The sequence below is a fragment of the Bacillus hominis genome, assembly GCF_018332515.1.
Lineage (GTDB): Bacteria > Bacillota > Bacilli > Bacillales > Bacillaceae_G > Bacillus_A > Bacillus_A hominis.
The window spans coordinates 1-26663 of sequence record NZ_BOQD01000013.1; the positions used below are offsets into that span (position 1 = coordinate 1).

Annotated in this window: 30 protein-coding genes and 1 pseudogene; 20 read left to right on the forward strand and 11 right to left on the reverse strand. The window is 36.1% G+C overall.

The annotated features are described in order from the left end of the window. Positions 1-145: 145 nt before the first annotated feature. Together KI356_RS28455 and KI356_RS02205 are read left to right on the forward strand one after the other, a co-directional pair. Positions 146-382, forward strand: coding sequence for a hypothetical protein (locus KI356_RS28455; protein WP_128282140.1), 237 nt, complete (start codon positions 146-148; stop codon positions 380-382). 225 nt (positions 383-607) lie between these two features. Further along, positions 608-1249 carry a helix-turn-helix domain-containing protein gene (locus KI356_RS02205; protein WP_128282141.1) on the forward strand — a complete coding sequence of 214 codons (642 nt, stop codon included), beginning with the start codon at positions 608-610 and terminating at the stop codon, positions 1247-1249. Positions 1250-1381: 132 nt separating this feature from the next. Here the strand turns inward: KI356_RS02205 and KI356_RS02210 are convergent, their stop codons facing one another. Then, complete coding sequence (locus KI356_RS02210) at positions 1382-2617, reverse strand: ammonium transporter (protein WP_212934683.1); 1236 nt, start codon at positions 2615-2617, stop codon at positions 1382-1384. A gap of 157 nt (positions 2618-2774) precedes the next feature. Between KI356_RS02210 and KI356_RS02215 the strand changes: the two genes are divergently transcribed. After that, positions 2775-4130: an alpha-amylase family glycosyl hydrolase gene (locus KI356_RS02215; RefSeq protein WP_128282144.1), complete on the forward strand. Its 1356-nt coding sequence runs from the start codon at positions 2775-2777 to the stop codon at positions 4128-4130. Positions 4131-4297: 167 nt separating this feature from the next. On the opposite strand, the gene KI356_RS02220 is transcribed toward KI356_RS02215, so the two are convergent. Further along, a complete protein-coding gene (locus KI356_RS02220; RefSeq protein ID WP_001051113.1) occupies positions 4298-4789 on the reverse strand; it encodes a YajQ family cyclic di-GMP-binding protein in 492 nt (163 codons plus the stop codon). 283 nt (positions 4790-5072) lie between these two features. On the opposite strand from KI356_RS02220, the gene KI356_RS02225 reads away from it, so the two are divergent. Beyond that, entirely contained in the window at positions 5073-5927 is an 855-nt protein-coding gene (locus KI356_RS02225) for a CvfB family protein (RefSeq protein ID WP_128282145.1), read from the forward strand. Between the two features lie 138 nt (positions 5928-6065). Here KI356_RS02225 and prsA read toward each other — a convergent pair whose 3' ends face one another. Both prsA and KI356_RS02235 read right to left on the reverse strand, forming a co-directional pair. Then, complete coding sequence (prsA, locus tag KI356_RS02230) at positions 6066-6923, reverse strand: peptidylprolyl isomerase PrsA (RefSeq protein ID WP_212934684.1); 858 nt, start codon at positions 6921-6923, stop codon at positions 6066-6068. Between the two features lie 130 nt (positions 6924-7053). Beyond that, a complete protein-coding gene (locus KI356_RS02235) occupies positions 7054-7185 on the reverse strand; it encodes a DUF3941 domain-containing protein (RefSeq protein ID WP_001120851.1) in 132 nt (43 codons plus the stop codon). A 165-nt stretch (positions 7186-7350) separates the two neighbouring features. Here KI356_RS02235 and KI356_RS02240 point away from each other — a divergent pair, with 165 nt between their 5' ends. Further along, on the forward strand, positions 7351-8208 hold the full coding sequence (locus KI356_RS02240; protein WP_212934685.1) for a YitT family protein: 858 nt from the start codon (positions 7351-7353) through the stop codon (positions 8206-8208). Between the two features lie 25 nt (positions 8209-8233). Here KI356_RS02240 and KI356_RS02245 read toward each other — a convergent pair whose 3' ends face one another. From KI356_RS02245 to KI356_RS02255, 3 genes are all read right to left on the reverse strand, one after another. Beyond that, the gene (locus tag KI356_RS02245) at positions 8234-8431 is read right to left on the reverse strand and encodes a DUF3813 domain-containing protein (RefSeq protein WP_000527405.1); all 198 of its coding nucleotides are present in this window, start codon (positions 8429-8431) and stop codon (positions 8234-8236) included. Continuing rightward, positions 8432-8572 (reverse strand): hypothetical protein, encoded by a 141-nt coding sequence (locus tag KI356_RS02250; RefSeq protein WP_000516816.1) that lies wholly within the window; start codon positions 8570-8572, stop codon positions 8432-8434. Between the two features lie 104 nt (positions 8573-8676). Further along, positions 8677-9486: a Cof-type HAD-IIB family hydrolase gene (locus KI356_RS02255; RefSeq protein WP_001041222.1), complete on the reverse strand. Its 810-nt coding sequence runs from the start codon at positions 9484-9486 to the stop codon at positions 8677-8679. A 491-nt stretch (positions 9487-9977) separates the two neighbouring features. On the opposite strand from KI356_RS02255, the gene KI356_RS02260 reads away from it, so the two are divergent. Then, entirely contained in the window at positions 9978-10157 is a 180-nt protein-coding gene (locus KI356_RS02260; RefSeq protein WP_002117000.1) for a YjzC family protein, read from the forward strand. Between the two features lie 172 nt (positions 10158-10329). Further along, entirely contained in the window at positions 10330-12930 is a 2601-nt protein-coding gene (clpB, locus tag KI356_RS02265) for an ATP-dependent chaperone ClpB (protein WP_128282148.1), read from the forward strand. A 31-nt stretch (positions 12931-12961) separates the two neighbouring features. On the opposite strand, the gene KI356_RS02270 is transcribed toward clpB, so the two are convergent. Beyond that, on the reverse strand, positions 12962-13144 hold the full coding sequence (locus KI356_RS02270) for a YjzD family protein (RefSeq protein ID WP_001211111.1): 183 nt from the start codon (positions 13142-13144) through the stop codon (positions 12962-12964). Positions 13145-13300: 156 nt separating this feature from the next. On the opposite strand from KI356_RS02270, the gene KI356_RS02275 reads away from it, so the two are divergent. From KI356_RS02275 to KI356_RS02305, 8 genes and pseudogenes are all read left to right on the forward strand, one after another. Further along, the gene (locus KI356_RS02275; RefSeq protein ID WP_128282149.1) at positions 13301-14035 is read left to right on the forward strand and encodes an alpha/beta hydrolase; all 735 of its coding nucleotides are present in this window, start codon (positions 13301-13303) and stop codon (positions 14033-14035) included. A 29-nt stretch (positions 14036-14064) separates the two neighbouring features. Next, positions 14065-14937 (forward strand): NAD-dependent epimerase/dehydratase family protein, encoded by an 873-nt coding sequence (locus KI356_RS02280; RefSeq protein ID WP_212934686.1) that lies wholly within the window; start codon positions 14065-14067, stop codon positions 14935-14937. 63 nt (positions 14938-15000) lie between these two features. Further along, positions 15001-15177, forward strand: coding sequence for a ComZ family protein (locus KI356_RS02285; protein WP_002011319.1), 177 nt, complete (start codon positions 15001-15003; stop codon positions 15175-15177). A gap of 444 nt (positions 15178-15621) precedes the next feature. Further along, a complete protein-coding gene (fabH, locus tag KI356_RS02290; RefSeq protein WP_002117009.1) occupies positions 15622-16554 on the forward strand; it encodes a beta-ketoacyl-ACP synthase III in 933 nt (310 codons plus the stop codon). A 31-nt stretch (positions 16555-16585) separates the two neighbouring features. After that, positions 16586-17526, forward strand: a pseudogene (locus KI356_RS28085) (beta-ketoacyl-[acyl-carrier-protein] synthase II); the annotation flags it as partial. Beyond that, entirely contained in the window at positions 17522-18859 is a 1338-nt protein-coding gene (brnQ4, locus tag KI356_RS28090) for a branched-chain amino acid transport system II carrier protein BrnQ4 (RefSeq protein ID WP_438820833.1), read from the forward strand. The pseudogene KI356_RS28085 and the gene brnQ4, both read left to right, overlap by 5 nt. 67 nt (positions 18860-18926) lie before the next feature. Continuing rightward, positions 18927-19256: a chaperone CsaA gene (csaA, locus tag KI356_RS02300; protein ID WP_002200758.1), complete on the forward strand. Its 330-nt coding sequence runs from the start codon at positions 18927-18929 to the stop codon at positions 19254-19256. Beyond that, complete coding sequence (locus tag KI356_RS02305) at positions 19237-19803, forward strand: DUF1572 domain-containing protein (protein WP_128279798.1); 567 nt, start codon at positions 19237-19239, stop codon at positions 19801-19803. Before csaA ends, KI356_RS02305 begins: the two co-directional genes overlap by 20 nt. On the opposite strand, the gene KI356_RS28095 is transcribed toward KI356_RS02305, so the two are convergent. Together KI356_RS28095 and KI356_RS02310 are read right to left on the reverse strand one after the other, a co-directional pair. Further along, a complete protein-coding gene (locus KI356_RS28095) occupies positions 19776-20081 on the reverse strand; it encodes a permease (protein ID WP_238486166.1) in 306 nt (101 codons plus the stop codon). The two genes, KI356_RS02305 and KI356_RS28095, sit on opposite strands and share 28 nt — an antisense overlap. A 4-nt stretch (positions 20082-20085) precedes the next feature. Then, positions 20086-20382 carry a hypothetical protein gene (locus KI356_RS02310; RefSeq protein WP_212934688.1) on the reverse strand — a complete coding sequence of 99 codons (297 nt, stop codon included), beginning with the start codon at positions 20380-20382 and terminating at the stop codon, positions 20086-20088. Between the two features lie 89 nt (positions 20383-20471). Here KI356_RS02310 and spoIIP point away from each other — a divergent pair, with 89 nt between their 5' ends. From spoIIP to KI356_RS02335, 5 genes are all read left to right on the forward strand, one after another. After that, on the forward strand, positions 20472-21626 hold the full coding sequence (spoIIP, locus tag KI356_RS02315; RefSeq protein ID WP_128279801.1) for a stage II sporulation protein SpoIIP: 1155 nt from the start codon (positions 20472-20474) through the stop codon (positions 21624-21626). Positions 21627-21884: 258 nt separating this feature from the next. Next, on the forward strand, positions 21885-22382 hold the full coding sequence (locus KI356_RS02320; protein WP_128280657.1) for a GNAT family N-acetyltransferase: 498 nt from the start codon (positions 21885-21887) through the stop codon (positions 22380-22382). A gap of 11 nt (positions 22383-22393) precedes the next feature. Then, positions 22394-23134, forward strand: a complete 741-nt coding sequence (locus tag KI356_RS02325; RefSeq protein ID WP_212934689.1) for a M15 family metallopeptidase — start codon at positions 22394-22396, stop codon at positions 23132-23134. A 23-nt stretch (positions 23135-23157) separates the two neighbouring features. Next, complete coding sequence (locus KI356_RS02330; RefSeq protein WP_002118628.1) at positions 23158-23604, forward strand: NUDIX hydrolase; 447 nt, start codon at positions 23158-23160, stop codon at positions 23602-23604. A 187-nt stretch (positions 23605-23791) separates the two neighbouring features. Continuing rightward, on the forward strand, positions 23792-25267 hold the full coding sequence (locus KI356_RS02335; protein WP_212934690.1) for an amidase family protein: 1476 nt from the start codon (positions 23792-23794) through the stop codon (positions 25265-25267). A 49-nt stretch (positions 25268-25316) separates the two neighbouring features. Here the strand turns inward: KI356_RS02335 and KI356_RS02340 are convergent, their stop codons facing one another. Further along, positions 25317-26534, reverse strand: a complete 1218-nt coding sequence (locus KI356_RS02340) for an MFS transporter (RefSeq protein ID WP_128279804.1) — start codon at positions 26532-26534, stop codon at positions 25317-25319. Between the last annotated feature and the right edge of the window lie 129 nt (positions 26535-26663).

The window sequence follows — 26663 nt, forward strand, 5'->3', positions numbered from 1 at the left end:
AGAAGTTAGGTGGGAGTCGGGCTGCTCGTAAAAGTTCGTAATAATCAGTGGGGGATGAACAAAACCCCCACTGATTAAAGTTTCACTTTATAGAAAGAGAAAGGAATGATATTTTTAACATCAGATGAATAGAAGGTGAGTGAAAGTGAGATTACTTTATAAAAGGTTGAAGTACTCTGAACTTGAGGCTGAATTACAATTAGTAGAAAGTGTTTTAAGTTCAGGATATTTTATTTTATTAGATATATTCTTTTTGTCTTCGTTATTAGCAGTGCTAACTTTTTCCTTGCACCATTCATTTCTAGTTGCATTTTTCACTTTTATTAGTTCTTATATTGTTTGTAGTATCATATTTTTTTTATTGAGAAAATGGTTACAATAAGTTGCTCTGTTAAACTTTGCAGAAAAAGCCGTCTTAAAAAATTTCGATTTTTTGAGATGGCTTTATTTTATGATTTGTAATATATGTTTATAAAATGTAAACATATATTGTGAATTCCCACCTTGTAACCCGGTAAAAAAATTTGTTAATATGGATTGTATAGAGGCTATAATTATCTTGCATGTGTCAACTATGATTATTTTCATGAATAGAGGGGAATGGGATATGTCTGAAGGAACTGAAAGAAGTAATCTCGGGTTGTTATTAAAAGAATTGCTGAAGGAAAAGTCTTTGTCGATGCGAAAATTGAGTGCGCTTACTGGAATCGATACTGCTACCATTTCAATGATTATAAATGGTAAGCGAAAAGCAAATCCGAAGCATTTGCAAAAGTTTGCAGATTGCCTTGGTATTCCAATTGCTGATCTATTTGTGGCGGCAGGATATTCTATTGAAACAAAACAGGAAGAACAATCTGATATTCATGTATCTATTAATAACATTGAACATTTACTTGAATCTTCACAGTTATACGATCAAAAGTTTAGTATAGCGAATGTAGAGCAACAATTGGCTAATTACGAACAATATTCACAAACAGAAGAAGGAAAAGAAACGATTGAAAAGGGGTTTACCGAGAAGATTCAGAAGGTAAGTAGTATTGGGCCGTTTATTAATGATTTAAAAGAACTGTATGAGAAATTTACGGAAAAGAAGGGGACACCTGTAGAACTAGCTTTAATGGGAAGTGCTCTCATCTATTTTATTTTATCGGTCGATGTGATTCCAGATTACATTTTTCCTATTGGTTATTTAGATGATGCTGTTGCTGTGCAACTTGTTTTAAATTCGCTATTGAAAAGATAAGATATTTATATGAATAGATAGATAAAGGTATTTATATACCGATAGTTTGGAATATTTGTGGTGTTATGAATATACGAAAAAGGTGTACCCCGTGTTAGAACGGAGTACACCTTTTTCGTATGTTTGTAAGTTTTAGTTTACGGATCTTTCTGTATACTCGTAAGCTTTCTCTCCATGCATCGAAATATCAAGCCCCATTTGTTCTTCGTGCTCATCGACGCGAACAGGGAGGAAGACGTTAATAGCTTTAATGATGGCGTACGTCATAATGATCGTGAATGCGTATGTTGCCCCGATTGCTATAAGTTGTTTGAAAAGAAGTGCGGCATTCCCATAAAATAATCCGTTAGCGCCATCGCTATTTATAGAAGTTGTTGCGAAAAGTCCGGTTGCGATACCGCCCCAAGTTCCTCCGATGCCGTGACATCCAAAGGCATCAAGTGTATCATCGTATCCGAATTTGTTTTTTAAGAAGAAGACAGCACCGAAACATAATATACCGCCAATTGCTCCGATAAGAAGAGCGGAGAAAGGTGTAACGAATCCACAAGCCGGCGTAATTGCGACTAAACCGGAAACAACCCCGCAAGCAGCTCCCATCGCAGTCGGCTTTGATTGGAAGAACCATTCAGAAAGCATCCAAGTTAGAGCTGAGGCAGCGGCGGCTATATTTGTATTAATAAATGCAGTTAAAGCTACGTCATTTAAAGATAATGCGCTACCGACGTTAAAACCGAACCAGCCGAACCAGAGTAAGCCTGCGCCTAACATTGTAAATGGTAAATGATGAGGAGAGGTACCGCTTATGTTTTTTCGTTTTCCAAGGAAAATAGCTAATACAAGACCGGCAACGCCAGATGTGATATGAACGACATTACCACCAGCGAAGTCTAACGCGCCAAGTTCTCTCAGCCATCCGCCAACGCCCCATACCCAATGAGCGACGGGGTTGTAAACGATTGTTGTCCAAAGAAGGATAAAAATAAGAAAGGCAGAAAATCGCATTCTTTCGGCGAATGCACCTGAAATTAAAGCGGGAGTTAAAATGGCGAACATGAGTTGGAACATCATAAATAAATTGTGAGGAATAGTAGATGAGTAGTCTGAATTTGGTGCGTAGGTAACTCCGTTTAGACCGAACCAATCGAGATTGCCGATAAGTCCGTGCCAATCTGGCCCGAATGATAAAGAATAACCGATAACAATCCATTGAATCGAAACGATAGCCATTGCGCTATAACTGTGCATTGTTGTGCTGAGTACGTTTTTGCTACGAACCATACCTCCGTAAAAAAGTGCCAATCCTGGTGTCATCAACATGACCATTACTGTCGTTACGAAAATAAAAACTGTATCTCCCATATTCATTCTCTCTCCTCCTATGATGTTAGAAAAAATAACATCTACTTGTTATGTTTCATATCATATTCGAAATAAAAAGAAAAATCAACTAAAAATTCAGAAAACTTTTAAGTTGATGTTAGAAAACCTAACATGATGTATTTTAGAGGGGGAAAATCAACGTATGCGATTTGTTTCAAAAGTTGGTATAATATTCTTACAATTGAAAGTTTGGGGGATGCGTGTGAGAAAAATATGGACTAAGGAACTATTCATTTGTTTTTGTTTAGCTGTCATTTTGTTTGTACCAGTACATACTTTTGCGGAAGAAAAAAGGGAATGGCGAGATGAAGTTATATATTCCATTATGATTGATCGCTTCAATAACGGAGAACCAAAAAATGATAAACAGTTAGACGTTGGTAATTTAGAAGGATATCAAGGCGGAGATATAAGAGGAATTATAAAAAGATTGGACTACATAAAAGAAATGGGATTTACCGCTATTATGCTTTCTCCGCTTTTTGAAAGTGAAAAGTATGATGGATTAGGCGTTCGAAACTTTCAAAAAGTAAATGAACATTTCGGAACAAAAAATGATGTGAAAGAACTTGTAAAAGAGGCTCATCAAAAAGGAATGAAAGTTGTCTTTCAATTTCCATATGAAGAAAATGAACAGCAATTAATAGACTCAATGAAATGGTGGATACAAGAAGTCGATTTAGACGGAAGTTATGTGATACATAGTGAAAAAAAGCCACGTGCTTTTTGGGATGACGTGCAAAAAGATATGAAAGTGATAAAGAAAGATTTTCGTATTATGACAAAGGAAGATAGTGAATATAACGAAAAAATAGTAGAGTCATTTTCAAAAGCAGATATGTCTGTGAAACCTTTATACGATGTGAGTAAAAAAGAAGAGGAATTCGCTACGTTTTTAGATAATCAAGAAACAAAGCGATTTGCGCGTATTGCAAAAGAAAATATGTATTACCCGCCGTCTCGTTTAAAACTAGCACTCACTTACTTATATACATCCCCGGGGATACCGAATTTTTATTACGGAACTGAAATCGCATTAGATGGAGGGGATGCTCCAGATAATAGAAGATTAATGGATTTTAAATCGGATGAAAAGTTTATGCAGCACATAACGAAGCTAGGTGAACTTAGACAAATGAGGCCATCTTTACGACGTGGTACGTTTGAACTTCTATATGATAAAGATGGAATGAGTATATTAAAACGAAAGTATAAAGATGAAGTAACAGTAGTAGCGATTAATAATACGAAAGAGACGCGGAAAGTTTCCTTACCTGTAAGTGCAATTGGTGAAAAGCAACAGTTAAGAGGATTGTTAGAAGACGAAATTATAAGAGAAGAAAACGGGGAATTTTATCTCGTTTTAAAGCGCGAAGAATCGAATGTGTATAAAGTTAGCGAAGAAACAGGTGTGAATTGGTTATTTATCTCCTTAATAGTTGGTGTGAACGTATTATTTATTGCTTTTTTAATTGCGGTTAAAAAGAAACGAAAATGAGTAACTCTTTTCTTTAGTAGTCTGCCTAAAGTTCAAGATGAGGTGAGATGTTTGAGAGGAAATCAGTTGATAAAGCAACCTCGTTCTACTCTTAGAAATGTGTACAGCCTAGAATATTACATCTCTTAATAAGTATAAAACCTCCTCTGAATAGAGGAGGTTTCTTTTTAGCGATAGTTAATGAACTGTACGTCGATTGGTAAGTCAACGCTGCGAACGGCTGCGATTACTGCTTGTAAGTCATCACGGCTTTTCGCTGTTACGCGTACTTGGTCATCTTGCACTTGTGTTTTTACCTTTAATTTCATTTCTTTAATGATGTTGTTAATTTTTTTCGCGTTATCTTTATCGATACCTTGTTGCAGAGTTGCACGTTGGCGAACAGTGTTACCAGATGCAGCTTCAACTTTTCCGTAGTCCAAGTTTTTAATTGGAACGTTACGTTTTACAAGTTTAGCAATTAGAACGTCTTTTACTTGGTCTAATTTGAACTCGTCATCAGAAGTTAAAACAAGTACTTCTTTTTCTAATTTAATATCACTTTTACTACCTTTAAAGTCATATCGGTTTTGGATTTCCTTTAATGCGATGTTAATTGCGTTTGTTACTTCAGGTAATTCTACTTTCGAAACGATGTCAAAAGAACTCTCTTTTGCCATAGTTAGCACCTCCAAATAAATTTCTATCTTTTAATGCGCCTAAATAGGCTATGTAATATACATATTAAAGTATAGCGGAAAATACAACGATTAGATAGAGTGTAGCAATTTAAGTGTTTTGACAGATCATCCGTAGGGTAATATAGTCCTATAGATAAAGTCTTTATTTAATTATAGTGAATTTTGGGCAGTTGGACAAATAAAGGAAAAATCGTGTTATAATTAACTTTTGTTTGGAATGATAAAAAAGATAACTTTATATATATAGAAGGGAATTAAAAATATGTATTTACAATTAGGATCGATTGAACAGGTAACTGTTTTACGCGAAACGGAAATCGGATATATGGTTGGAAACGAAGAGGAAGAAATCTTCCTGCATAAAAACGAATTAGCTGGAGAAATTGCAGAAGGCGATACGATTGATGTATTCTTATACCTTGATCACCAAAATCGTATTTCAGCAACAATGAAGGAACCAATTATTACAACACATGATTGGAATTGGGTAAAGGTTGTAGAAGTTATTCCTAGTTTAGGTGTGTTTGTTGATATTGGTGTATCAAAAGATATACTAATTCCACTTGATGAGTTTCCAATTTATATGCCAGTATGGCCAGAGGAAGGCGACGAGTTATATTGTACGTTAAAATTAACGAATCGTGATCGTTTAATTGCTCTTCCGGCAAGAGATTCAGATATGCAAGAAATTATCGTAGATGCAACGCCATCTATGCGTAATAAAAACGTGAATGGACGTGTGTATCGCTCACTTCAAGTTGGTTCATTCATACTAACTGACGAGCATTTCCGTGCTTTCTTACACCATACAGAAAGAAAAGAGCAAGTCCGCATCGGTGAGCGCGTAACAGGCCGCATTATTGACGTGAAAGATGACGGTACAATCAACATTTCACTGCTTCCTCGTAAAGAAGAAGGAATGGAAGATGATGCTGCAGTAGTTTATGAATATATGGAAGAACGAGGCGGAGCAATGCCGTTTTGGGATAAGAGCCACCCAGAAGACATTAAAGAACGTTTCAATATGAGTAAGGCTGCATTTAAGCGTGCACTTGGTAAGTTGATGAAAGAAGAGAAGATTTACCAAGAAGAAGGTTGGACTTACTTTAAGAAATAAAGTGAATAAAAAAGAACTATCTTTTCTCTAAAATTATTAGGGAAGAGATAGTTCTTTTTGCGTTCAGTGAAAATTGAAAATATTGATGAAAGATTAAAAAGCACGACCTTATTTGAACAAATAAGGTCGTGCTTTATTTTAGTTCCCTTTCCCAAAAAGATGAGAAAATGTATCTTTTAAGTCACTATCGTTTATTTTAATATCCGCCTTTTTTAATTCGTCTTGTAATAATTTTTGACCGAAGGAAGGGTCGGCAATACGTTCTTCTTCTAAGTCTTTACGTATAGAGTCTTTTACTTCATCGTAAGGTTTTAAATCTTTTTTATCAGTTAGTTTAATAATGTGATAGCCGTTTGGTGATTTTACAGGATTGCTAATTTCGCCGGGCTTTAATTTGTAGGCAGCTTTTTCAAATTCAGGTGTCATTTTGCCTGCCCCGAAGTATCCGAGGTCTCCGCCATTATCTTTTGATGCTAAATCTTGAGATTCTTGTTTTGCTAATTCTTCAAATGAAGTGCCGGTATCTAATTTCTTCTTTATTTCTTTCGCTTCATTTTCGTCACTTACTAAAATATGACTAGCTTTAATTTCTGGTTTATAGTGGTCTTTCACATCTTTTTCTGTAACGCTTTGTTTAATCGCTTCATTCAATGCGAGTTTGAATCTAATTTGATTTTGGAAATCTTCTTCATCTTTTAAACGATTATTTTCTAGTGCTGCTTTGAATTGGTCTCCATATTGATTTTTTGCTTTTTCTACTTCTTTATCTACTGCATCATCAGATACTTTATATTTTTTAGTGATAACATCTTGTGCTACCATTTCGTATAGCATGTCTTTTCCATAGCGATCTTTTAATTGCTTTTCGAAATCGCTCTTCGTAATGGTTGAGTTGGTTGTTGTGGCGATTGTGTCCGAGTCATTTTTTTGTCCGCAAGCAGATAGCATTATTATACTTATTAGTGCAGTGATAATGAATATACTTTTTCCTTTCATGCTAACACCTCATCCGAATATGTTATCGTTATTGTAGAATATAGAAGTGAACATGAAGTGAATTTTTAATGTTTTTTTCCTGTAAGATGTAAAAAAAGTACATCAACATTAATGTTGATGTACGATGTAATCAAAGGTGATCGGTTTTCTTAGAATATGCACGTTTTCCTTGCTGAATATTTTTTTGCTCTTGTTCATTTTTTTGAGTGCGCTTTGCATTATTATCGCGTGCTTTTTTGTCGTTATCGCTCGTATGTGGCATATGTATCAACTCCATTTCTAAACGTTGTACGTTTATCATTTCCTTTTTCGTAAAGACTATGTATAGCGGGGCATTTATGAATAATAAAGTGAAACTTTAATCAGTGGGGGCTTCATCCCCCGCTGATTATTAGCCCGCACCAATCGGGGGAAAGGTGGATTAGAAATGGATTTGAAGCTGAATTATACTGAACTTATTAAGAAGCTAATCGTTGTAATTATTGCAGGTTTATTAAATGCAATTGGAATGAATTTATTTTTAACACCAGCGAAAGTATATGCCAGTGGTTTTGCTGGATTGTCTCAATTATTATCGCAAATATTAGGTGACTTTTTATCCATTCATATATCTACGGGTGTATTGTTTAGTTTATTTAATATTCCCGTCGTTATTTTAGCGTGGAAAAAGGTTGGAAAGGCTTTTACATTTTTTAGTTTTCTTTGTGTTATATTTATGACTCTGTTTTTAGAAATTATCCCAGTTAGAGCGGTTTCGAATGATATCATATTGAATGCGATTTTTGGTGGTATTATTTCAGCGATTGGGGTAGGGATTGCTTTAAAGTGGGGTGCTTCTACAGGTGGCCTGGATATTATCGCCATGATTTTATCAAAGATAAAAGATAAACCTGTCGGTACATACTTTTTCTTTTTTAATGCAATTATTATTATCGCTGCCGGTTATGTATATGGGTGGGAGAAAGCGTTATATACGTTAGTAACTTTATATGTATCGACGAGAATTATTGATGCCATCCATACTCGCCATGTGAAAATCACAGCGTTAATCGTTACGAAAAATGGTGCAGACGTACGAAAGGCAATTCACTCACGATTAGTGAGAGGGATTACAACTATACCTGCAACAGGTGCTTATACAAATGAAAATAAAGAAATGTTAATGATTGTTATTACTCGTTACGAGTTGTACGAATTAGAGAGAGTTATTAAACAAGTGGACCCAGGTGCATTTACAAATATATTGCAAACGGTCGGTGTGTTTGGATTGTTTAGAAAAGATTAAAGAGGACCAAAGTTGGTCCTCTTTTTTAATGCGAATTCGTAATGTTTTGCAATTGCTCCTGCATTTCACGTAGCTGAACTTTTTCAGCAGTTGAAGAGTTTGCATAAGCAGAGTGCAAAGAGTTTTTTGCTCTATAAACGAGTTCCTGTTGTTCAGCGCCACTTGAACAAGAAACGGCACTTGCAACAGCGTCTCTAGCTTGTTGGAATAGTAAGTTCCCCATTTAAACCCCTCCAAACGAAGAGTTACTTCTCGCTTTTTCTGCCTCAGCTAATGTACCTCTGTACGGGAATCTTGCATCATGCTTCATAACAGCATCGGCTCCTTGTTGGATAAAACGTTTTGATTTGTTCTTTTTACCCATTCGAAAAACCCCCTTTATTCAGCTGAAAACAATTGACGCGCTGACTTTTGCGTCTAATAATAGTATGAGCGTTTGGCGAAAACTATAAGCAGGGAATTTTTAGATTACAACCCAAGAACCTCTTCTAAATATAGAGCGATACCATCTTCTTCATTCGTTAATGTCGTATGATTTGCGAGTGATTTTAATTCAGGAATTGCATTACCCATTGCGATTCCATGACCAGCAAATTCGATCATTTCAAAGTCGTTATCCTCATCACCAAAAGCGATAATTCGCTCTTTAGGAATATTATAATGGCCTGAAATTTTTTGTAATCCGACAGCTTTATTTAATCCGCTTTTTACAATTTCAATAATTGGCCAAGGCGCACCCCATTTTCTATGGTCGATGACTTCAGCATGCATATCTGTTAAATGTTGGCGAATTGCAGCAGAATGCTCGTCATGTGCATCGATTAATAAGCAAGTTGGATGGTCGTTTAAAATATTTAATAAATCTCCTGTGAAAATCTTAGGAGAGCCGAATTCAAAAATATGTTTTTTATCTTCATCAATTTCACGGACATACACATCATCCATGACTTCGGCATATACATTTTTCACGCCAAAATCAAAGCAAGCTCGGACGATTTCTTGCGCTGTTGAAAGTTCAAGAGGAGAGTGATGTGTTCCCCAGCTTGAATCAAGTGGGTGATGCACGTAAGCGCCATTAAAGTTTACGATTGGTGTGTTAAGGCTAAGTTCTTTATAATAATCGTAACTAGCGCGGAATGGACGCCCTGTTGAAATAACAACAATATGTCCTTGTTCTTTTGCTTTTGCAATTGTGTTTTTAGTTCTTGGAGAAATTATTTTGTTGTCTGTTAATAAAGTTCCGTCTAAGTCTAATGCGATTAAATGTTGTTTATTCATAATTTCACCTCTTATAATAATTTTTTTGTTTCTATCTGTATTTCCGTTTTTAATATGCAGAAATAAGAGGTTAGACTGGGTGAAACTACTGTAAATGAAAGTTTCACTATATATCCATCTTACGTCGCGAAGCGCTACGGTGTCTACTATTTCTCGTTGGAAATTAGGAAAAGTCAACATCTTTTTGGAAAGTTCAAACAATGTTTCTTTCATTATGTACAATTTGTGAAAAGGGTTACATTGTTTGAATGATGCGACTTATAATGAACATGTAATCTTCTCGTATATGTTTGACTCTCCTTTGAAACTGGCCTAAACTTTGGTTGGTTTCTTTTTTTTCAACAAATATGCCAATAATTCCTGCTTAAGCTTGTGTAATTATATATATGTACATGAGTAAACGGTAGTACATGTTTCCTAAACATGACAGAAAAGCTTTCTTTTAAAATGGATATACTAATGAGGCAAGACGTCATGGAAGGAGAATGGAAATGGGACAAAATCGCAGGTTTCGTTCAGGGCAAAAGGCGCCAAATGATGGCATTTACGTAGAAATTGGTGAAACGGGAAGTATGGTGAAAGATCCACAAATGGTGAAATTAACTGCCGGGGAAAGGTTTCCGGAGAACGCAAATCATAACCGTCAGTGGACATATAAAAGAAAACCGTAACAGAAGCCGCAATCGTTATTGCGGCTTTTTTGATTAGGAAAATGAATGTTACTTTTTTCTTTTTCCAATAATAAGTTTGAACTACATAAGCAAAATTATTGTATAAAAAAGTAAGTTGGCGTATAATCAAATCAAAGGTCAAAGAAAGTCAAACATTTGGAGGACGGTAAAGATGGACTTAAATCAAATGACAACGAAAACACAGGAAGCGATTATGAGTGCTCAGTCTTTAGCGGTATCTCATCATCATCAAGAAGTAGATACTGTTCATCTATTGCTTACGTTATTAGAGCAGCAAGACGGATTAGCAGTACGTATTTTTCAAAAAATGAATGTCGATATAGAAGCGTTAAAGCAAGGTGTAGAAAGTTTAATTAAGAAAAAGCCTTCTGTAACTGGAAGCGGAGCAGAGGCTGGGAAATTATATGTAACCGGTGCTTTGCAACAACTGCTTGTGAGAGCAGGAAAAGAGGCAGAAAAATTACAAGATGATTATATTTCAATAGAACATGTATTGCTTGCTTTTTCTGAAGAAAAAGGCGATATAAATCAATTATTTACAAAATTTCATATTACGAAAAATAACTTATTACAGTCTTTAATGACAGTTCGGGGGAATCAAAGAGTGACTAGTCAAAATCCAGAAGCAACTTATGAAGCGTTAGAAAAATATGGCCGTGATTTAGTGGCTGAAGTAAGAGCGGGGAAAATTGATCCTGTAATTGGCCGAGATAGTGAAATTCGCCGCGTGATCCGCATTCTTTCACGTAAAACGAAAAACAACCCAGTTTTAATTGGTGAACCAGGTGTTGGGAAAACAGCAATCGTTGAAGGATTAGCACAGCGTATTGTGAAAAAAGATGTACCGGAAGGATTAAAAGATAGAACAATTTTCGCTTTAGATATGAGTGCACTTGTGGCCGGAGCAAAATTCCGCGGTGAGTTTGAAGAACGTCTGCAAGCTGTATTAAATGAAATTAAAAAGAGCGAAGGCCGCATTCTATTATTCATTGATGAACTTCATACAATTGTCGGCGCTGGTAAAACAGAAGGAGCGATGGATGCAGGCAATATGTTAAAACCAATGCTAGCGCGTGGTGAACTGCATTGCATTGGAGCAACGACACTAGATGAATACCGTAAATATATTGAGAAAGATCCAGCGTTAGAAAGACGTTTCCAACAAGTGTTAGCAGAAGAGCCAACTGTTGAGGATACAATTTCGATTTTACGTGGTTTAAAAGAGCGTTTTGAAATTTATCACGGTGTAAATATTCATGACCGCGCGATTGTAGCAGCATCTGTTTTATCAGATCGATATATTTCAGATCGTTTTTTGCCCGATAAAGCAATTGATCTTGTTGATGAAGCTTGTGCAACAATTCGAACAGAAATCGATTCTATGCCAACAGAATTAGATGAAGTAACGCGCCGCATTATGCAGCTGGAAATTGAAGAAGCTGCTCTTGGGAAAGAAAAGGACTTAGGTAGTCAAGAGCGTTTAAAAACATTGCAACGTGAATTATCGGATTTAAAAGAAGTTGCAAGTAGTATGAGAGCGAAATGGGAGAAAGAAAAAGAAGACATTCATAAAGTGCGTGACTTACGTGAACATTTAGAGCGCTTGCGCCGTGAGTTAGAAGAAGCAGAAGGGAATTACGATTTAAATAAAGCAGCTGAGCTTCGCCACGGGAAAATTCCAGCTATCGAAAAAGAGTTAAAAGAAGCGGAAGAGATGGGTGCACATAATAAACAAGAGAATCGTTTATTACGTGAGGAAGTAAGTGAAGAAGAAATTGCAGACATTGTTTCACGCTGGACTGGTATTCCTGTCGCAAAACTCGTTGAAGGTGAACGTGAGAAATTATTACGTCTTGAACAAATTTTATCAGAGCGTGTTATCGGTCAAGAGGAAGCGGTAAGCCTTGTATCAGACGCAGTTCTTCGTGCTCGTGCTGGCATTAAAGATCCGAATCGTCCAATTGGTTCATTCATTTTCTTAGGCCCTACAGGTGTTGGTAAAACTGAGCTTGCAAAAACGTTAGCACAAACGTTATTTGATAGTGAGGAGCAAATGATTCGTATCGATATGTCTGAGTATATGGAGAAACACGCAGTGTCACGCTTAATTGGTGCGCCTCCTGGATATGTTGGATATGAAGAAGGCGGACAATTAACAGAAGCAGTAAGACGTAAACCATATTCTGTTATTTTGTTAGATGAAATCGAAAAAGCACATCCAGAAGTATTCAACATTTTGTTACAAATGTTAGACGATGGACGCATTACAGATTCACAAGGACGTACAGTAGACTTTAAAAACACGGTTATTATTATGACTTCAAATATTGGATCTGCTCACTTATTAGAAGGGCTAGAAGAAGATGGTTCTATTAAAGAAGAGTCAAGAGAACTTGTAATGGGACAATTAAGAGGACATTTCCGACCAGAATTCTTAAACCGTGTCGATGAAATTATTTTATTCAAACCTCTTACAAGGAATGAAATTAAAGGTATTGTTGATAAGATTGTACAAGAATTACAAGGGCGTTTAGCAGATCGCCACATATCATTAGAATTGACGGAATCTGCAAAAGAATTTGTTGTAGAAGCTGGATTTGATCCAATGTACGGAGCTCGTCCGTTAAAACGATACGTACAGCGTCAAGTTGAAACGAAATTAGCGAGAGAATTAATTGCAGGAACGATTACTGACAATAGTCACGTAGTGGTCGATATTGAAAATAACGAATTAGTCGTTCATGTAAAGTAAAAAAAGAGTTCGGATAAAATCCGGACTCTTTTTAGTGTTGTTCTACTGGCTCGTTTGGAATCGCAGCTGCAATCGCTAATACTAATACCGCAAGAACAACTGAGAAAATAGACGCTTGGTTAAAATCGTATGTACCGCCAGTCATAGAGCCGATTACGTAGCTCATCATATGTACAAGCGCGAACGACCAAATTAATGCCCAAATGAAACGCATATTTTACACCTCTATTCGTTCAATCTGTCCTTATTGTAACACAATTGAAAAAAGAATATAGAAAAATATTTGTAGATTTTTCAACGCAAATTTGCATTCTGTTCATACATTATAAAAGAGTACTTTTATACGTTTAGAAAATAAGGCGGGGGAAAAATGAGTATTACGGAACGTTTTTTTTACTTAGAAAAAGAACCATGTGTAATTTATTTACCGGAAAAGCCAAATGGATTTTCTGTTATGCTCCTAGGAGATTATAACTATTTTATTGAGAATGGTACAAGTTTATGGACACAGCATGCAGGGAGAGCTTATTTTTTACAGGGCCTTATTGAAAAAGGCTATACGGTCTTTTCATCTAACTTATACGGAAGACATTGGGGGAACGATCGAGCTGTTCGTCTTGCAAAACGTTTGTATGATGTCGTTCTAAGAAAAGAGACATTAAATATGAAAATGCATATTATGGCAGATGGTATGGGAGCACTTGTAGCGCTTGAGATGATGAACAAGTACCCTGAATGTATACGTTCTGTCGTTATGTTAAATCCGTGTTTAGATTTACCAGAATATGTGGGGTTTGAGAAAGAGCATAAGTTTTTTTACAAAAGATTAGTGAAGGAATTAAGTTTGGCATATGATTCCAAAGAAGAAGAATTAGAATCAAAAATAAATAAGAAATCATTTGTACTTCTTCCATCTTGTGTACCTGTTAAAATTTTCGTATCGACACAAGAAAAAAGAGGAAGAAAACAATTGTTACGTAAATACGAGAAAATGAGGCAATTAAGTCAATGCGATACTTCTGTCTTATTCCATCTGCAAGATGTGAAATATAAAATGGTTAGGCAAACGACTGATTTCTTTAAAAAATATGAAGAAGAATTGTGAAGCTCCCATATACATAAATGAGGAGCTATTTGTTTCAAGGGGAAAGGGTTGGTGGTATGAAACGCGTGCTGATTATAGGTGCACTTACGTTTGTAGGTTATCACCTTGTGAATAAAATGATTGCAGAAGAAGTAGAAGTATATGGTCTTGATTTTGATGAATTTGATAGTATGACAAAAATTAATGAAGAGAAATTATTGTTGATTGGGCGAAATGCGTTATTTACGTACTATTCTATAAGGGATGAAGACGGATGGCGATCAGTAGAGGAAGAGAGTTTCGATACAGTTTATTTTTGCTTGTATGAGCCGAATCAGCAAAGTGGATTTCGGAATGAAAGGGTCATATTACAATATTTAAAACGAATCGTAAGGATGTGTGAAAAAAATAACATAAAGTTAAATCTAATTTCTTCTATTGAAATAGGAAGCACTGAAGAATCCGAAAACAAACGTATATTTTCGAAAGTGGAAGAAGGGTTGAAAAAAGGCGAATTACAATATAGTGCATATCGAGTTCCTACATTATATGGGCCGTGGCAACCGTCGTTTATGATGTATCATCAGCTTATCTTATCAGAACTTGATGAAAAAGAGTGCCGTTGTATAAATGGAGAAAAAGGAAGCGATTTACTTTACGTTGAAGATGTATGTGAATATTTATGGGAACATGGAATGAATGTAAAGCACCTCGGTGTATATAACTTACTTAGCGGAAAAGAAGCGTTATGGGAAAAAGGTATGAGTCTTTTACATGCAGATGGTAAGGTAAATAAAAAAAACGTGGAAGTAAGAGATGAAGCTGTAGATGTTATTTCTATTCAAAAAAATACACCAGTAGAATTCGGTTTAAATAAACAATTGGCACATATGAAAAAATATAAAGAGTTATACGAAGGGTAGCGCACGTGTTAAACTATTGTATGGATAATTGATTGAAAGATCTAATGGAGAGGAAGAGATTACATGAACGAAAAAAGTATGCAATTTTTACAAATCGCAATGAAGCATTTACCAGAAGCTAAGGCAATTTTAGATTCTAATGGAATTGCACTTGATATGGAGAAAGCGCAGCCAGTGTTAGAGCTATTGATGAAAGTAATGGGCGAAGCATATGAGCTTGGGAAAGCAGATAAAGAATAAACCAAACCAAAACCCTTCTTTTTTGATGGGAGAGAGGCTCGAACCGTGGATAGAAGCGGTAAGGGCCTTTTTTAGTCTCGAGCGGAGTAAAACCAGAGGGAAGATGAGATTAAAGGGGAAGGTTATGAGGAGAACGTCTTAGTTTTGAGGGAAAAGCAGATAAAGAATAAACCAAACCAAAACCCTTCTTTTTTGATGGGAGAGAGGCTCGAACCGTGAGAAGAAGCGGTAAGGGATTTCTTGTTTCGGGCGGAGTAGGTCAAAAGTATTGGGAAGTTTATCTTTTGAAAGGACAGGGATTTTTCTGTTTCTTTTAATGAAAAATAAAGTTGGTAATACGCTGTCTTTATTTGTTTAGCTGAAATATATTCTAGACAAAAGTACATTTATGTTTTAAAATTAGTACCAAGTCATAATAATTGATATAAAACGGAGGGCTGCGATGTGAACGTGGGCATTTTAGGGATCGGAAGATATGTGCCAGAAAAAGTAGTCACAAATCACGATTTAGAGAAAATCGTAGATACATCTGATGAATGGATTCGTACGAGAACGGGAATTGCAGAAAGACGCATTGCCGATGATACAATAGATACTTCATATATGGCGGTAGAGGCTTCTAAAAAAGCACTTGAAGATGCAGGGATTAGTGGAGAGGATATCGATCTTATTTTAGTGGCAACAGTAACGCCAGATCGCGCATTCCCAGCAGTAGCTTGTGTAATCCAAGAAGCAATTGGCGCAAAACATGCAGCTGCGATGGATTTAAGTGCAGCGTGTGCTGGCTTTATGTACGGAATGATTACAGCGCAGCAATTTATTCAAACGGGAACTTATAAAAATGTATTAGTAGTTGGTAGTGACAAACTATCTAAAATTGTAGACTGGAACGACCGAAATACAGCAGTACTATTTGGGGACGGAGCAGGTGCTATCGTAATGGGAGCTGTTTCGGAAGGGAAAGGTGTACTTTCATTCGAATTAGGAGCGGACGGAAGTGGCGGTAAGCATCTTTATCAAGACGAGTATGTTATGATGAATGGCAGAGAAGTCTTTAAATTTGCTGTTCGTCAACTTGGTGATTCTTGTCTTCGTGTGCTAGACAAAGCGGGACTTACGAAAGAGGATGTGGACTTTTTAGTACCGCATCAAGCGAATATTCGTATTATGGAATCTGCAAGAGAGAGATTAAATTTACCGAAAGAAAAAATGAGTATGACAATTGAAAAGTTCGGTAATACATCAGCTTCTTCAATTCCAATTGCAATGGTAGAGGAATTGCAAAATGGACGTATTCAAGATGGTGATTTAATTATACTAGTCGGTTTTGGCGGCGGATTAACATGGGGAGCAGTAGCTCTTCGTTGGGGTAAATAAGGACTGAGAGAAAAAAAGGAGTGTATTTTGTATGGAAAAAAAGAGGGTCGTAATTACAGGGCTAGGAGCTGTTACACCGATTGGAACAGATGTTGAAACAGCTTGGGAAAACATTAAAAATGGTGTATCCGGAATCGGACGACTTACAAGAATAGATTCAGAACAAATTCCTGCAAAAGTAGCAGCAGAAATTAACGACTTTGAAGTCGAAAAATATATAGATAAAAAAGAAGCGCGCCGTATGGACCGCTTTACGCAATATGCAGTAGCAGCAGCGAAAATGGCAGTTGCAGATGCGAAGCTTGAAATTACAGAAGAAAATGCACCACGCATTGGTGTATGGGTTGGTTCTGGTATTGGTGGTATGGAAACATACGAAGAACAATTTAAGATTTTTACTGAAAAAGGTCCGCGCCGCGTGAGCCCATTCTTCGTACCAATGATGATTCCAGATATGGCAGCAGGTCAAGTGTCAATCGCTACAGGAGCGAAAGGAATTAATACTTGCTCTGTAACAGCTTGTGCATCTGGAGCAAACTCAATTGGTGATGCGTTTAAAGTAATCCAGCGCGGTGATGCTGATGCGATGATAACGGGCGGAGCAGAAGCGCCGTTAACAAGTATGGCATTTGCTGGATTTAGTTCAGCGAAAGCATTAACATTTAATGAAGATCCAGCAACAGCTTGCCGTCCATTTGATAAAAATCGTAGTGGATTTGTAATGGGCGAAGGATCTGGTATTGTAATCCTTGAAGAATTAGAGCATGCGTTAGCGCGTGGTGCTCATATTTACGCGGAAATTGCCGGCTATGGTGCAACTGGTGATGCATTCCATATTACAATGCCTGCTCCTGGTGGTGAGGGCGGAGTTCGTGCGATGCGTCAAGCTTTAGCTGATGCAGGTCTAGAGCCAGAAGATATTGATTACATTAATGCGCACGGTACAAGTGCTATGCAAATGAAAAGTATGAAGGGACGTTTAAGGCCAGGTGATACGGTAGCAATTGGTTTAATGTTATTTGCATTATTTTTAGGAGCAGGAAATTTAATTTTCCCGCCAGTTTTAGGTCAACAGGCAGGAGAGAATGTTTGGATTGCTACAATTGGATTCCTTGTAACAGGAGTCGGATTACCCCTATTAGCTGTAACAGCTGTCGCGTTTGTAGAGGGGGACTTGAAAGCGCTATCTTCTAGAGTTCACCCTATATTTGCGTTTATATTTCCACTCATTAGTTATTTAGCAATTGGACCATTTTTTGCGATTCCGCGTACTGGAGCTGTTTCATTTGAAATGGGTATGAAACCATTTTTATCAGATGCAATGGTTTCAGAGTGGTACATGCTATTTCTTTACACTGTAGTCTTCTTTGGAATTACATGGTATTTATCATTAAATCCATCTAAATTAGTTGATTGGTTTGGAAAGTTTCTTACCCCATTATTAGTATTAATTGTTGCTGTTATTGTCGGAAAGGCAATAATTGATCCGATTGGAACACCGGCTGCACCATTAGCTGCTTATAAAGAAAATGCTTTCTTTGGTGGGTTTATTCAAGGGTATTTAACGATGGATGCAATTAGTGCTCTTGTATTTGGAATTGTCGTTGTGCAGGTTATTCGCTCTAAAGGGATAAAAGAGAGTAGCCAAATTGCAAAAATAACTGTTGTATCAGGGATTATTGCTGTACTTGGTTTAACGTTAATCTATTTATCACTTGCTTATCTAGGTTCAACAAGTACATCACTTGGTGTCTCAGAAAACGGTGGTCTTATTTTAACGAATGTTGTAAATGAGTTATATGGAACGAGTGGGAAAATTTTATTAGGGCTTGTTATTACACTTGCTTGTTTAACAACTTCGGTTGGATTAGCATCTGCCTGTGCAGGGTTCTTTACAAACTTATTCCCGAAATTTTCGCATAAAACGATTGTAACAATAGTATGTGTATTTAGTTTAATTGTATCTAACTTAGGATTGACACAATTAATCGCAGTAACTTTACCAGTGTTAATGATCATTTATCCAGTTGCAATTGTATTAATCGTACTTTCGTATTTCCATAAATGGATTGGAAAGCGTAATACAATTTATATTGGTGCAATATTAGGTGCATTATCAATTAGTTTATTTAATGGCTTAGAAAGTGCGAACATAAAGATTGACGCAATTTCAAATGTACTTCAAATGCTACCTTTATATAAAGAAGGAATAGGGTGGTTAATCCCATCATGTATTGGCGGGGTTCTCGGTTTCTTCTTTTATAAATCAAATGAATCAAGTGAATTGCAAAAGAAAGGTGCTTAGGCGCCTTTCTTTTTTTTGAAGGTAATTTTTATACTTTGTCTAAATAATAATTGGGAGGAGTGATAAAATGGCTAGTTTTGAAGATTTTTTAACTTTGGATTTACGTATTGGGACGGTAAGAAAGGCAGAGGAATTTAAAGAAGCAAGAATTCCTGCAATTAAGTTAGAAATTGATTTTGGAGAGTTAGGGGTTAAGCAATCAAGTGCTCAAATTACGAAAAGGTATAACCCAGAAGATTTAATCGGTCAACAAGTCGTTGCTATTGTGAATTTCCCACCAAAGCGTGTGGCAGGATTTAAATCGGAAGTTCTTGTACTAGGTGGTGTTCCTGAAGCTGACGATGTTGTTTTACTTCAGCCTAATATGGAACTACCGAATGGAACGAAAATTAGTTAGTGTGAAGGTAGGTGTTAATTTGGATATCGGACGAGAATATTTAAAATGTGCAATTTCGAATTTTAAAGCAACACAAAACCAAGGAGAACGAGTACTTTCTCAATTATCTTCTGAACAGATAATGTGGTCTTCTCATGAGGAGACAAATAGTATTGCGATTATTATTAAGCATTTACATGGTAATATGCGTTCAAGATGGACGGATTTTTTAACGTCTGATGGTGAAAAAACAGATCGTAATCGAGATGGTGAATTTGAAGGCGGCTACAATTCAAAGCAAGAAGCTCTTGCTGCGTGGCAAGAAGGGTGGGATTATGTTTTTAAAACGATGGATAATTTAGTACCAGAGCAGATTTTGCAGAAAGTATACATTCGTGGAGAAGAACACACTGTCATGCAAGCGATTGAAAGGCAAATCTCTCATTATGCTTTACATATTGGACAAATCATTTACATTGGTAAAATGTTAAAAGAAAATGATTGGGAATGTTTAAGCATTCCAAGAGATCAGTCTAACCGTTATTTAGAGAAAAAACGTTCAACGTAATAATATGAAAGAAACCGATATAAAATAGGAAGCAAAAACATAAGCCAAATAATAGAGGGTTCTGTGAACATAAGAATGCTGCCTACAATAAGCCCATATGTAATAAGAAAGAAACTCAAAAGTGTATTCATAGGGATAAAACACGAGGCTAACAGTTGTTGCTGTTTAAAACAACTGTTGTGAAATAAATAAAAACGGAAGTACCGTGTAGTGGTAATGATATCTTTCTTTCGTGCAATTCTTTTTTTGCATGTATGACAGATGAATGGTGGTTGCATTTCATTACGCTCCATTTTTTATATTTGTAATAATGTAAGCCAAAAGTAAGTATAAAGTGTATATCCCTATATATGCTCCTGATATAAGAAAAAATGGATTTAGTAAAATTCCATGAATGCTTGTCATGAAAACTAAATTTTGTATTAAAACATCATATATAGTAATAGAAATTATAGTCCCAAGTACATACAATGCTAGGTATGCAGAAATATGGAGCACAATACGAATTTTAGGATGTAAAGCAAGTAAATAAAAAGTAATTGATAGAGCGATTGGTAATGCTCCTATTATTAGCTTCAATTCATTTCACCTCATTAACAATATAGCCGGAATTTAAGCGGTCTATTCTCTAGAGCTTGTACATAACTTGAAATAGAGAGGGTGATAGTATGAATCGAGGCTTTTTTTATGTGAAATTAACAAGTGTACGCAAGTTAATTTTATTTGTTATTACTACGGTATTAGCGACTTTTTTTCTTATTAGTGTAATGGTAACTTCCATGAAAGAGACGAAGTCAACGTATTTATATAATTGGTTAAATGAGTTATCAATGAATGGTTACATGTACGTTATTGGGAAAGAGAATCATTATTTTACACAGGAGTACCGGAATTTGAATCAAGACTTTTCTATTTCTTCATTCCTTTTTTCGATGGCTACGAATATTCGTTTTGATGATGTACGTAGTTTTGTCGGGAAAGAACTTCCAGGGTTTGGGAAGTATGATACAGAAATCGTTATAGCAGGTGAAGGAACAAATTACTCCAACTTACCGATAGAGTCGAGCGTCCCTCTTGAAGAAGTAGTGAAGGAACGGACTGGAGAAGCTGGACAAGTTCCGAAGACTGATCCAAATAAAGAGAGGAAACAACCAGCTCAAACGACGGGAAAAAGACAAGTTGCATTGATTTATCATTCACACAGCTGGGAATCTTATTTGCCGTTACTCAATTTAACGAATGATCCAAATCCAAATAAAGCAACGAGTTCTGTAACGAATATTTCAATAGTTGGCGATCGATTGCGTGAACAGTTAGAAAGTGAAGGGATCGGTGCTACTAACGATAAAACTGATGTTGGTCAAAAATTAATAAGTAAAGGATTAAACAGTAATAGTTCTTATAAACTGTCACGAGAAATTGTACAAGAAGCGATGGCTGGTAATAAAGAACTCCAATACTTTTTCGATTTGCACCGTGATAGTGCACGGAAAAATGTCACGACAAAAACAATTGGAGATAAATCATATGCAAAGCTTGCTTTTGTAATTGGGAAAGGAAATAAAAATTATGAAAAGAACTTACAATTAGCAACAGCTCTTCATGAGGAAATTAATAAGAAATATCCAGGAGTGAGCCGTGGTGTAATTCAAAAAGGGTTCCAAACAGGAAATGGAGTCTATAATCAAGACTTATCAGGACAGGCGATTTTAATTGAAGTTGGTGGCGTAGATAATACAGAGGAAGAATTAAATAGATCGATTGATGTTCTTGCTAAAGCATTTGGAGGGTATTTTTGGCAAGCGGAAAAAGTGAATGGATAAAGTGAAACTTTAATCAGTGGGAGTCTTACTGCCCGCAAATAGTGAGAAAAACGTAAGCAGAAAGCTTACGTTTTTTGTTTGGACATAAGTTATGGTTAGAAAGAAATGTCACATAATAGACATAATTAACTATTATTATAGTAATATCGAAATTTGTCTATTTATAGTAAGGAATTTAGAAAGGGTTTTTTCAGAATAGTAGAGAAAATCTTTTTATAAGGAAAATTTTTAACTAATGGAATGGGTAGGGTGATCAAGGTGATTCGGGAGATTAGAGTAGAAGATGCAGCATCATTTTTACAATTGAGTAAGCAATTAGACGAAGAAACGAAATTTATGTTATACGAACCAGGAGAAAGAAAAACTACAGTAGATCAACAAGAAAAGATGGTCCACCGTTTTATAGAAAATGAATATGCGACAATATTTGTAGCAGTTGAAGAAGAGAGAATAATAGGGTTTATTTTAGTTAATGGAAATAATATTCAAAGAAAGAGACATGTGGCAGGCATTGTAATTGGTATTTTGCAAGAGTATAGTGGCCGAGGTATTGGAACGAGTTTGTTTAAAGAAGTAGAGAAGTGGGCAAGATTACATGATGTATGGCGTTTAGAATTAACGGTAATGGCCCACAATACAAGAGCTCAGGCACTATATAGCAAAATTGGATTTGAACAAGAAGGTGTCAAAAAATCTGCTCTTATCATCGATGGAAAAGGTGTCGATGAGTATGAAATGGCCAAATTATTAAAATAAGAGGTCGTTATATGAAAAAAAGATGGGCACTACTTGGTATCGTAGCAATGTTACTGATTGTTGGAGTAGCAGGTATCAATTATAAACTGTATAAGGATCAAGAGGCGCGAGAAGTGAACGTAAACAATATATTTCCGAAAGCTAAAGAAACGATTGCTAATATGGACGGGGATATTGCGGTGATTAGTAATCCAAATTCGATGCTTGTACTCGTGAATAAAAGTAGGCGTTTACCAGACGGATATAAGCCGCAAGATTTGGTTATTCCGAAAGTACGTTACTCTAGTGAAGGTGATCAAGAAAAGAAAAAGATGAGGAAAGAGGCATCGCTGGCACTGGAGGAAATGTTTCAGCAAGCCGATAAGGAGCGGATTTTCCTTTTTGCAGTCTCTGGATTTCGGTCATTTGATCGACAAAAAGCATTAAATACGATGTATAAAAGGCAAGATGGAGAAGCGAAAACAGCGATGTCTAGTGCGGTTCCTGGTACGAGTGAACATCAAACAGGACTAGCTATGGACATTACATCCCAATCTGCTAAATTTCAGTTAGAAACTGTTTTTGGGGAGACGAAAGAAGGAAAGTGGCTTTCTGAAAATGCCCATAAGTTCGGTTTTGTTATTCGATATACAAAAGAGAAAGAAGGGATTACAGGTTATCGGTATGAACCGTGGCACGTACGATATTTGGGGAATCCGCAAGCTACATATTTATATGAAAACCAACTGACGCTTGAAGAAGTAACGCAGTAGTGAATTGAGGGGAGAGGGCTAAGATGACGATGTTATATAAGAAAAAGGTACATGCATATATTACGAGAGAAAAAGAAGGGGTTATGCAACTACTCGTTTTTAAACATCGTGATATACGAGAGGCTGGTATCCAAGTGCCAGGTGGGACAGTAGATGAAGGAGAAACGTTAGAGGCAGCAATTTTACGTGAAGTGCAAGAAGAGTCAGGACTACGCCATTTTTGTATCGAGCGCTTCCTTTCTGATTACATTATTTATATGAAAGAAAAAAAGGAATATCAAAAACGTCATTTTTTCCACATTTCATTATTAACAAATGTGAAAGATACGTGGGAACATATAGTAAGTGCTGGTGAGGAAGACAAAGGTTTAGTATTTTGTTATGAGTGGGTTGATATTAATAAATGCCCTGAATTAGCAGGTAAACAAGGCGAGTTTTTACATTTGCTAGAAGAGGTATATGTAAAATAATAAAAAGGGTCTGAGGCGATATGGAATTCGTTTCAGACTCTTTTTATTTCTCTGGAAATTAAAGGTTTTTAAACTGGTAAGTTGAATCCCTTTAAAGGGATTGTAGTTGTTTATGCGAGGAGCGGAGAAAATGAAAAAGTAATAGATACACGTCATCAATAAAAGGGCTTATAAAAGGAGAATGAAAATGGAAATCCAGTTTAATACATTATTGCAAAAAGAATTAACAATTCATGATATTCAAAAGGAAATGGAAGCTGGGAAGTTAACTTCAAAAGAACTAGTCATGTATTATCTTCATAGAATCGCAAAGTATGATCAAGATGGACCGAAAATTAATTCAATTTTAGAAATTAATCCAGATGCTATCTTTATTGCAGAAGCATTAGATCATGAACGAAAGACAAAAGGTGTAAGGGGTCTATTACATGGTATACCGGTTTTACTTAAGGATAATATTGAAACGAATGACTCAATGCATACAAGTGCAGGTACAATTGCCTTAGAACAAAATATAAGTAGTGAAGATGCATTTCTCGTAAAAAGACTGCGAGAAGCAGGAGCGGTGATAATAGGAAAAGCAAATATGACAGAGTTAGCAAATGGAATGTCTTTTGAAATGTGGGCTGGATATAGCGCTAGAGGTGGTCAAACAATTAATCCTTACGGTACAGGAGAGGATGATATGTTCGTTGGTGGCTCAAGTACAGGGTCTGCTATAGCAGTTGCCGCTAACTTTACAGTATTATCCGTTGGAACAGAGACAGATGCTTCTATTTTGAGCCCAGCTGTTCAAAACTCGGTTGTAGGTATTAAGCCGACTGTTGGATTAATTAGTCGTAGTGGAATTATTCCTTTCACTTATTCACAAGATACAGCTGGGCCATTTGCTAGAACAGTAACAGATGCTGCTATTTTACTAGGGAGTCTAACTGGGGTGGATGAGAAGGATGTAGCTACTCATAAAAGTGAAGGAATGGCATATCAAGATTATACACCTTACCTCGATGCTAACGGTTTAAAGGGGGCAAAGATTGGTGTATTTAGCAATGCGTCAAAAGATTATTATGAATCTGGAGAATACGATGAAAAATTGTTTAAGGAAACGATTCAAGTTTTACGTAGTAAGGGAGCGACAATAGTAGAAAATATTGATATTCCATCTTTTCATAGAGAATGGAGCTGGGGAGTTCCGCTTTATGAATTGAAGCATAGCTTAGATAACTATCTTTCTAAATTACCTTCTACCACTCCAGTACATTCTATGTTGGAATTAATAGAGTTTAATGAAAATATAGCAGAAAGAGCTTTGAAATATGGACAAACTAAGTTAGAGAGAAGAACAGATTTTCCTAACACGTTAAGAAATCCTGAATATTTAAACGCAAGATTAGAAGATATACATTTTTCTCAAGGACAAGGTATTGATTTTGCTTTGGAAAAATATAAACTTGATGCGATTCTGTTCCCATCCTATATAGGATCCACTATATGTGCAAAAGCAGGTTATCCATCTATAGCAATGCCTGCGGGATATATGGATAATGGGAGGCCTTTTGGAATTACTCTTGCAAGTGCTGCTTTTAGTGAAGGGACATTAATTAAACTAGCATATGCTTTTGAACAAGCGACAAAACATAGGGAAATTCCCAAATTGTCATGAATAGAATAAACAAAGAGGACAGGAATTCCTGTCCTCTTTGTTTTATTGATTAAAGTGAAATATCTTTCTGCTCCGTCTTATGATATTTTAATAAGCTAAAGGATAAACAAGCAGAACATAAAATAAGAAAAGAAGCGAGGATATAAATAGTACGAACACCGAAAATATCAGTAATAATTCCAACGCTAAGCATAGAAAGGCCAGAAACTGTCGAGAGAAGTGCACCATGGGCTGTATACATCTTTGATAATAATGAAGGAGAGACACTTGATTGAAGAACTGTTGTTTGAGAAATATCTCTAATTTGATAACATGGTCCCATTAGAATGCAAAGAAATAGAGCGATAAATGCATTGCTTGTAACACCATATAGAAACGTAAGGATGCTAAACATAAGAGAGCCTAACGCCATGGAGCGTATTAAATTATTTTGAATGTATGAACTCATTCTCCACGCTATTAGACCACCAATTAATGTACCGACATAGTAACTTGTATTAATATATCCCCACCATTCTTCACCTTTATGTAGAATAGTCGTTACATATGCCATCGTAATAGCACCAATCCATATTGTTCCTGCGAAAGTTTCAATTAAGTCCATTAGTGTAACTGCGCGCAAAGAAGGGTGATGAAATAATAGCTTCCAGCCTTCTAATAAAGCGGTGCTTTTTGAAGAGGAAGGCTCTGTTACTCGTTCAGTATGTATGGGACGTAATGAAAAGTGTAATGCCATACATCCAAAAATCATCAAAATGTTATTAATTATGAGTGTAGAAGTAGCGCCAATGAGAAGAACTATAATACTTGTAAATGAATAAGCTGTCGCTTGTGCAATTTGTGTTGAAAAGGAAAAGATACTATTTACTTTTACCAATTTTTCTTTTGGCGTTAGGCGTGGAAGGATGCTATATAGTAATGGAGCACTCCACCCACTACATAATGAAATGAAAAAAATGAAAGTTAATAGAGCTAAAATGTTTGTGGATAAGACCGGGAATAAAATCATTAATAATAGCAAAAGAGCTGTTTTCAGCCATTGCAGAGTATATAGCAACGTATAAGATGGAAGCCAATTCATTATAAGTGGTGCAGATATGTTAGCGATAAGATTTGTAATAACTTGTAATAATGGAAAGAGAGCGGTAATTGTAGCTGATTTAGTTGTGATATAGATGTGAGTTGTAATAATCATTACGTATACAATGTCAGCAAGGGTAATACATATTTTGGAGCCTAAATAGTAAACTAGGGAACAATTCCGCAATAAAAATACCACCTTTCAAATCAATAATGCTTTTTAATTATAATTATTATAATCTGTGAGTTATATTTTTGAAAGAATTAAATTTTTTGTCATTTTTTGAAAGGGATTTTCATGTATAATGAAGAATAT

Coding starts and splice junctions, on each gene's coding strand:
- KI356_RS02325 (WP_212934689.1), top strand. CDS start 22,394: ATGAAAAAAAGATGGGCACTACTTGGTATCGTAGCAATGTTACTGATT.
- spoIIP (WP_128279801.1), top strand. CDS start 20,472: ATGAATCGAGGCTTTTTTTATGTGAAATTAACAAGTGTACGCAAGTTA.
- KI356_RS02240 (WP_212934685.1), top strand. CDS start 7,351: ATGGATTTGAAGCTGAATTATACTGAACTTATTAAGAAGCTAATCGTT.
- KI356_RS02305 (WP_128279798.1), top strand. CDS start 19,237: ATGGAACGAAAATTAGTTAGTGTGAAGGTAGGTGTTAATTTGGATATC.
- KI356_RS02250 (WP_000516816.1), bottom strand. CDS start 8,572: ATGGGTAAAAAGAACAAATCAAAACGTTTTATCCAACAAGGAGCCGAT.
- brnQ4 (WP_438820833.1), top strand. CDS start 17,522: ATGAAGGGACGTTTAAGGCCAGGTGATACGGTAGCAATTGGTTTAATG.
- KI356_RS02285 (WP_002011319.1), top strand. CDS start 15,001: ATGAACGAAAAAAGTATGCAATTTTTACAAATCGCAATGAAGCATTTA.
- KI356_RS02330 (WP_002118628.1), top strand. CDS start 23,158: ATGACGATGTTATATAAGAAAAAGGTACATGCATATATTACGAGAGAA.
- KI356_RS28095 (WP_238486166.1), bottom strand. CDS start 20,081: ATGCAACCACCATTCATCTGTCATACATGCAAAAAAAGAATTGCACGA.
- KI356_RS02255 (WP_001041222.1), bottom strand. CDS start 9,486: ATGAATAAACAACATTTAATCGCATTAGACTTAGACGGAACTTTATTA.
- KI356_RS02335 (WP_212934690.1), top strand. CDS start 23,792: ATGGAAATCCAGTTTAATACATTATTGCAAAAAGAATTAACAATTCAT.
- KI356_RS02225 (WP_128282145.1), top strand. CDS start 5,073: ATGTATTTACAATTAGGATCGATTGAACAGGTAACTGTTTTACGCGAA.
- KI356_RS02210 (WP_212934683.1), bottom strand. CDS start 2,617: ATGAATATGGGAGATACAGTTTTTATTTTCGTAACGACAGTAATGGTC.
- KI356_RS02270 (WP_001211111.1), bottom strand. CDS start 13,144: ATGCGTTTCATTTGGGCATTAATTTGGTCGTTCGCGCTTGTACATATG.
- KI356_RS02205 (WP_128282141.1), top strand. CDS start 608: ATGTCTGAAGGAACTGAAAGAAGTAATCTCGGGTTGTTATTAAAAGAA.
- KI356_RS02260 (WP_002117000.1), top strand. CDS start 9,978: ATGGGACAAAATCGCAGGTTTCGTTCAGGGCAAAAGGCGCCAAATGAT.
- KI356_RS02215 (WP_128282144.1), top strand. CDS start 2,775: ATGCGATTTGTTTCAAAAGTTGGTATAATATTCTTACAATTGAAAGTT.
- prsA (WP_212934684.1), bottom strand. CDS start 6,923: ATGAAAGGAAAAAGTATATTCATTATCACTGCACTAATAAGTATAATA.
- KI356_RS02235 (WP_001120851.1), bottom strand. CDS start 7,185: ATGCCACATACGAGCGATAACGACAAAAAAGCACGCGATAATAATGCA.
- KI356_RS02275 (WP_128282149.1), top strand. CDS start 13,301: ATGAGTATTACGGAACGTTTTTTTTACTTAGAAAAAGAACCATGTGTA.
- KI356_RS02220 (WP_001051113.1), bottom strand. CDS start 4,789: ATGGCAAAAGAGAGTTCTTTTGACATCGTTTCGAAAGTAGAATTACCT.
- csaA (WP_002200758.1), top strand. CDS start 18,927: ATGGCTAGTTTTGAAGATTTTTTAACTTTGGATTTACGTATTGGGACG.
- KI356_RS02245 (WP_000527405.1), bottom strand. CDS start 8,431: ATGGGGAACTTACTATTCCAACAAGCTAGAGACGCTGTTGCAAGTGCC.
- clpB (WP_128282148.1), top strand. CDS start 10,330: ATGGACTTAAATCAAATGACAACGAAAACACAGGAAGCGATTATGAGT.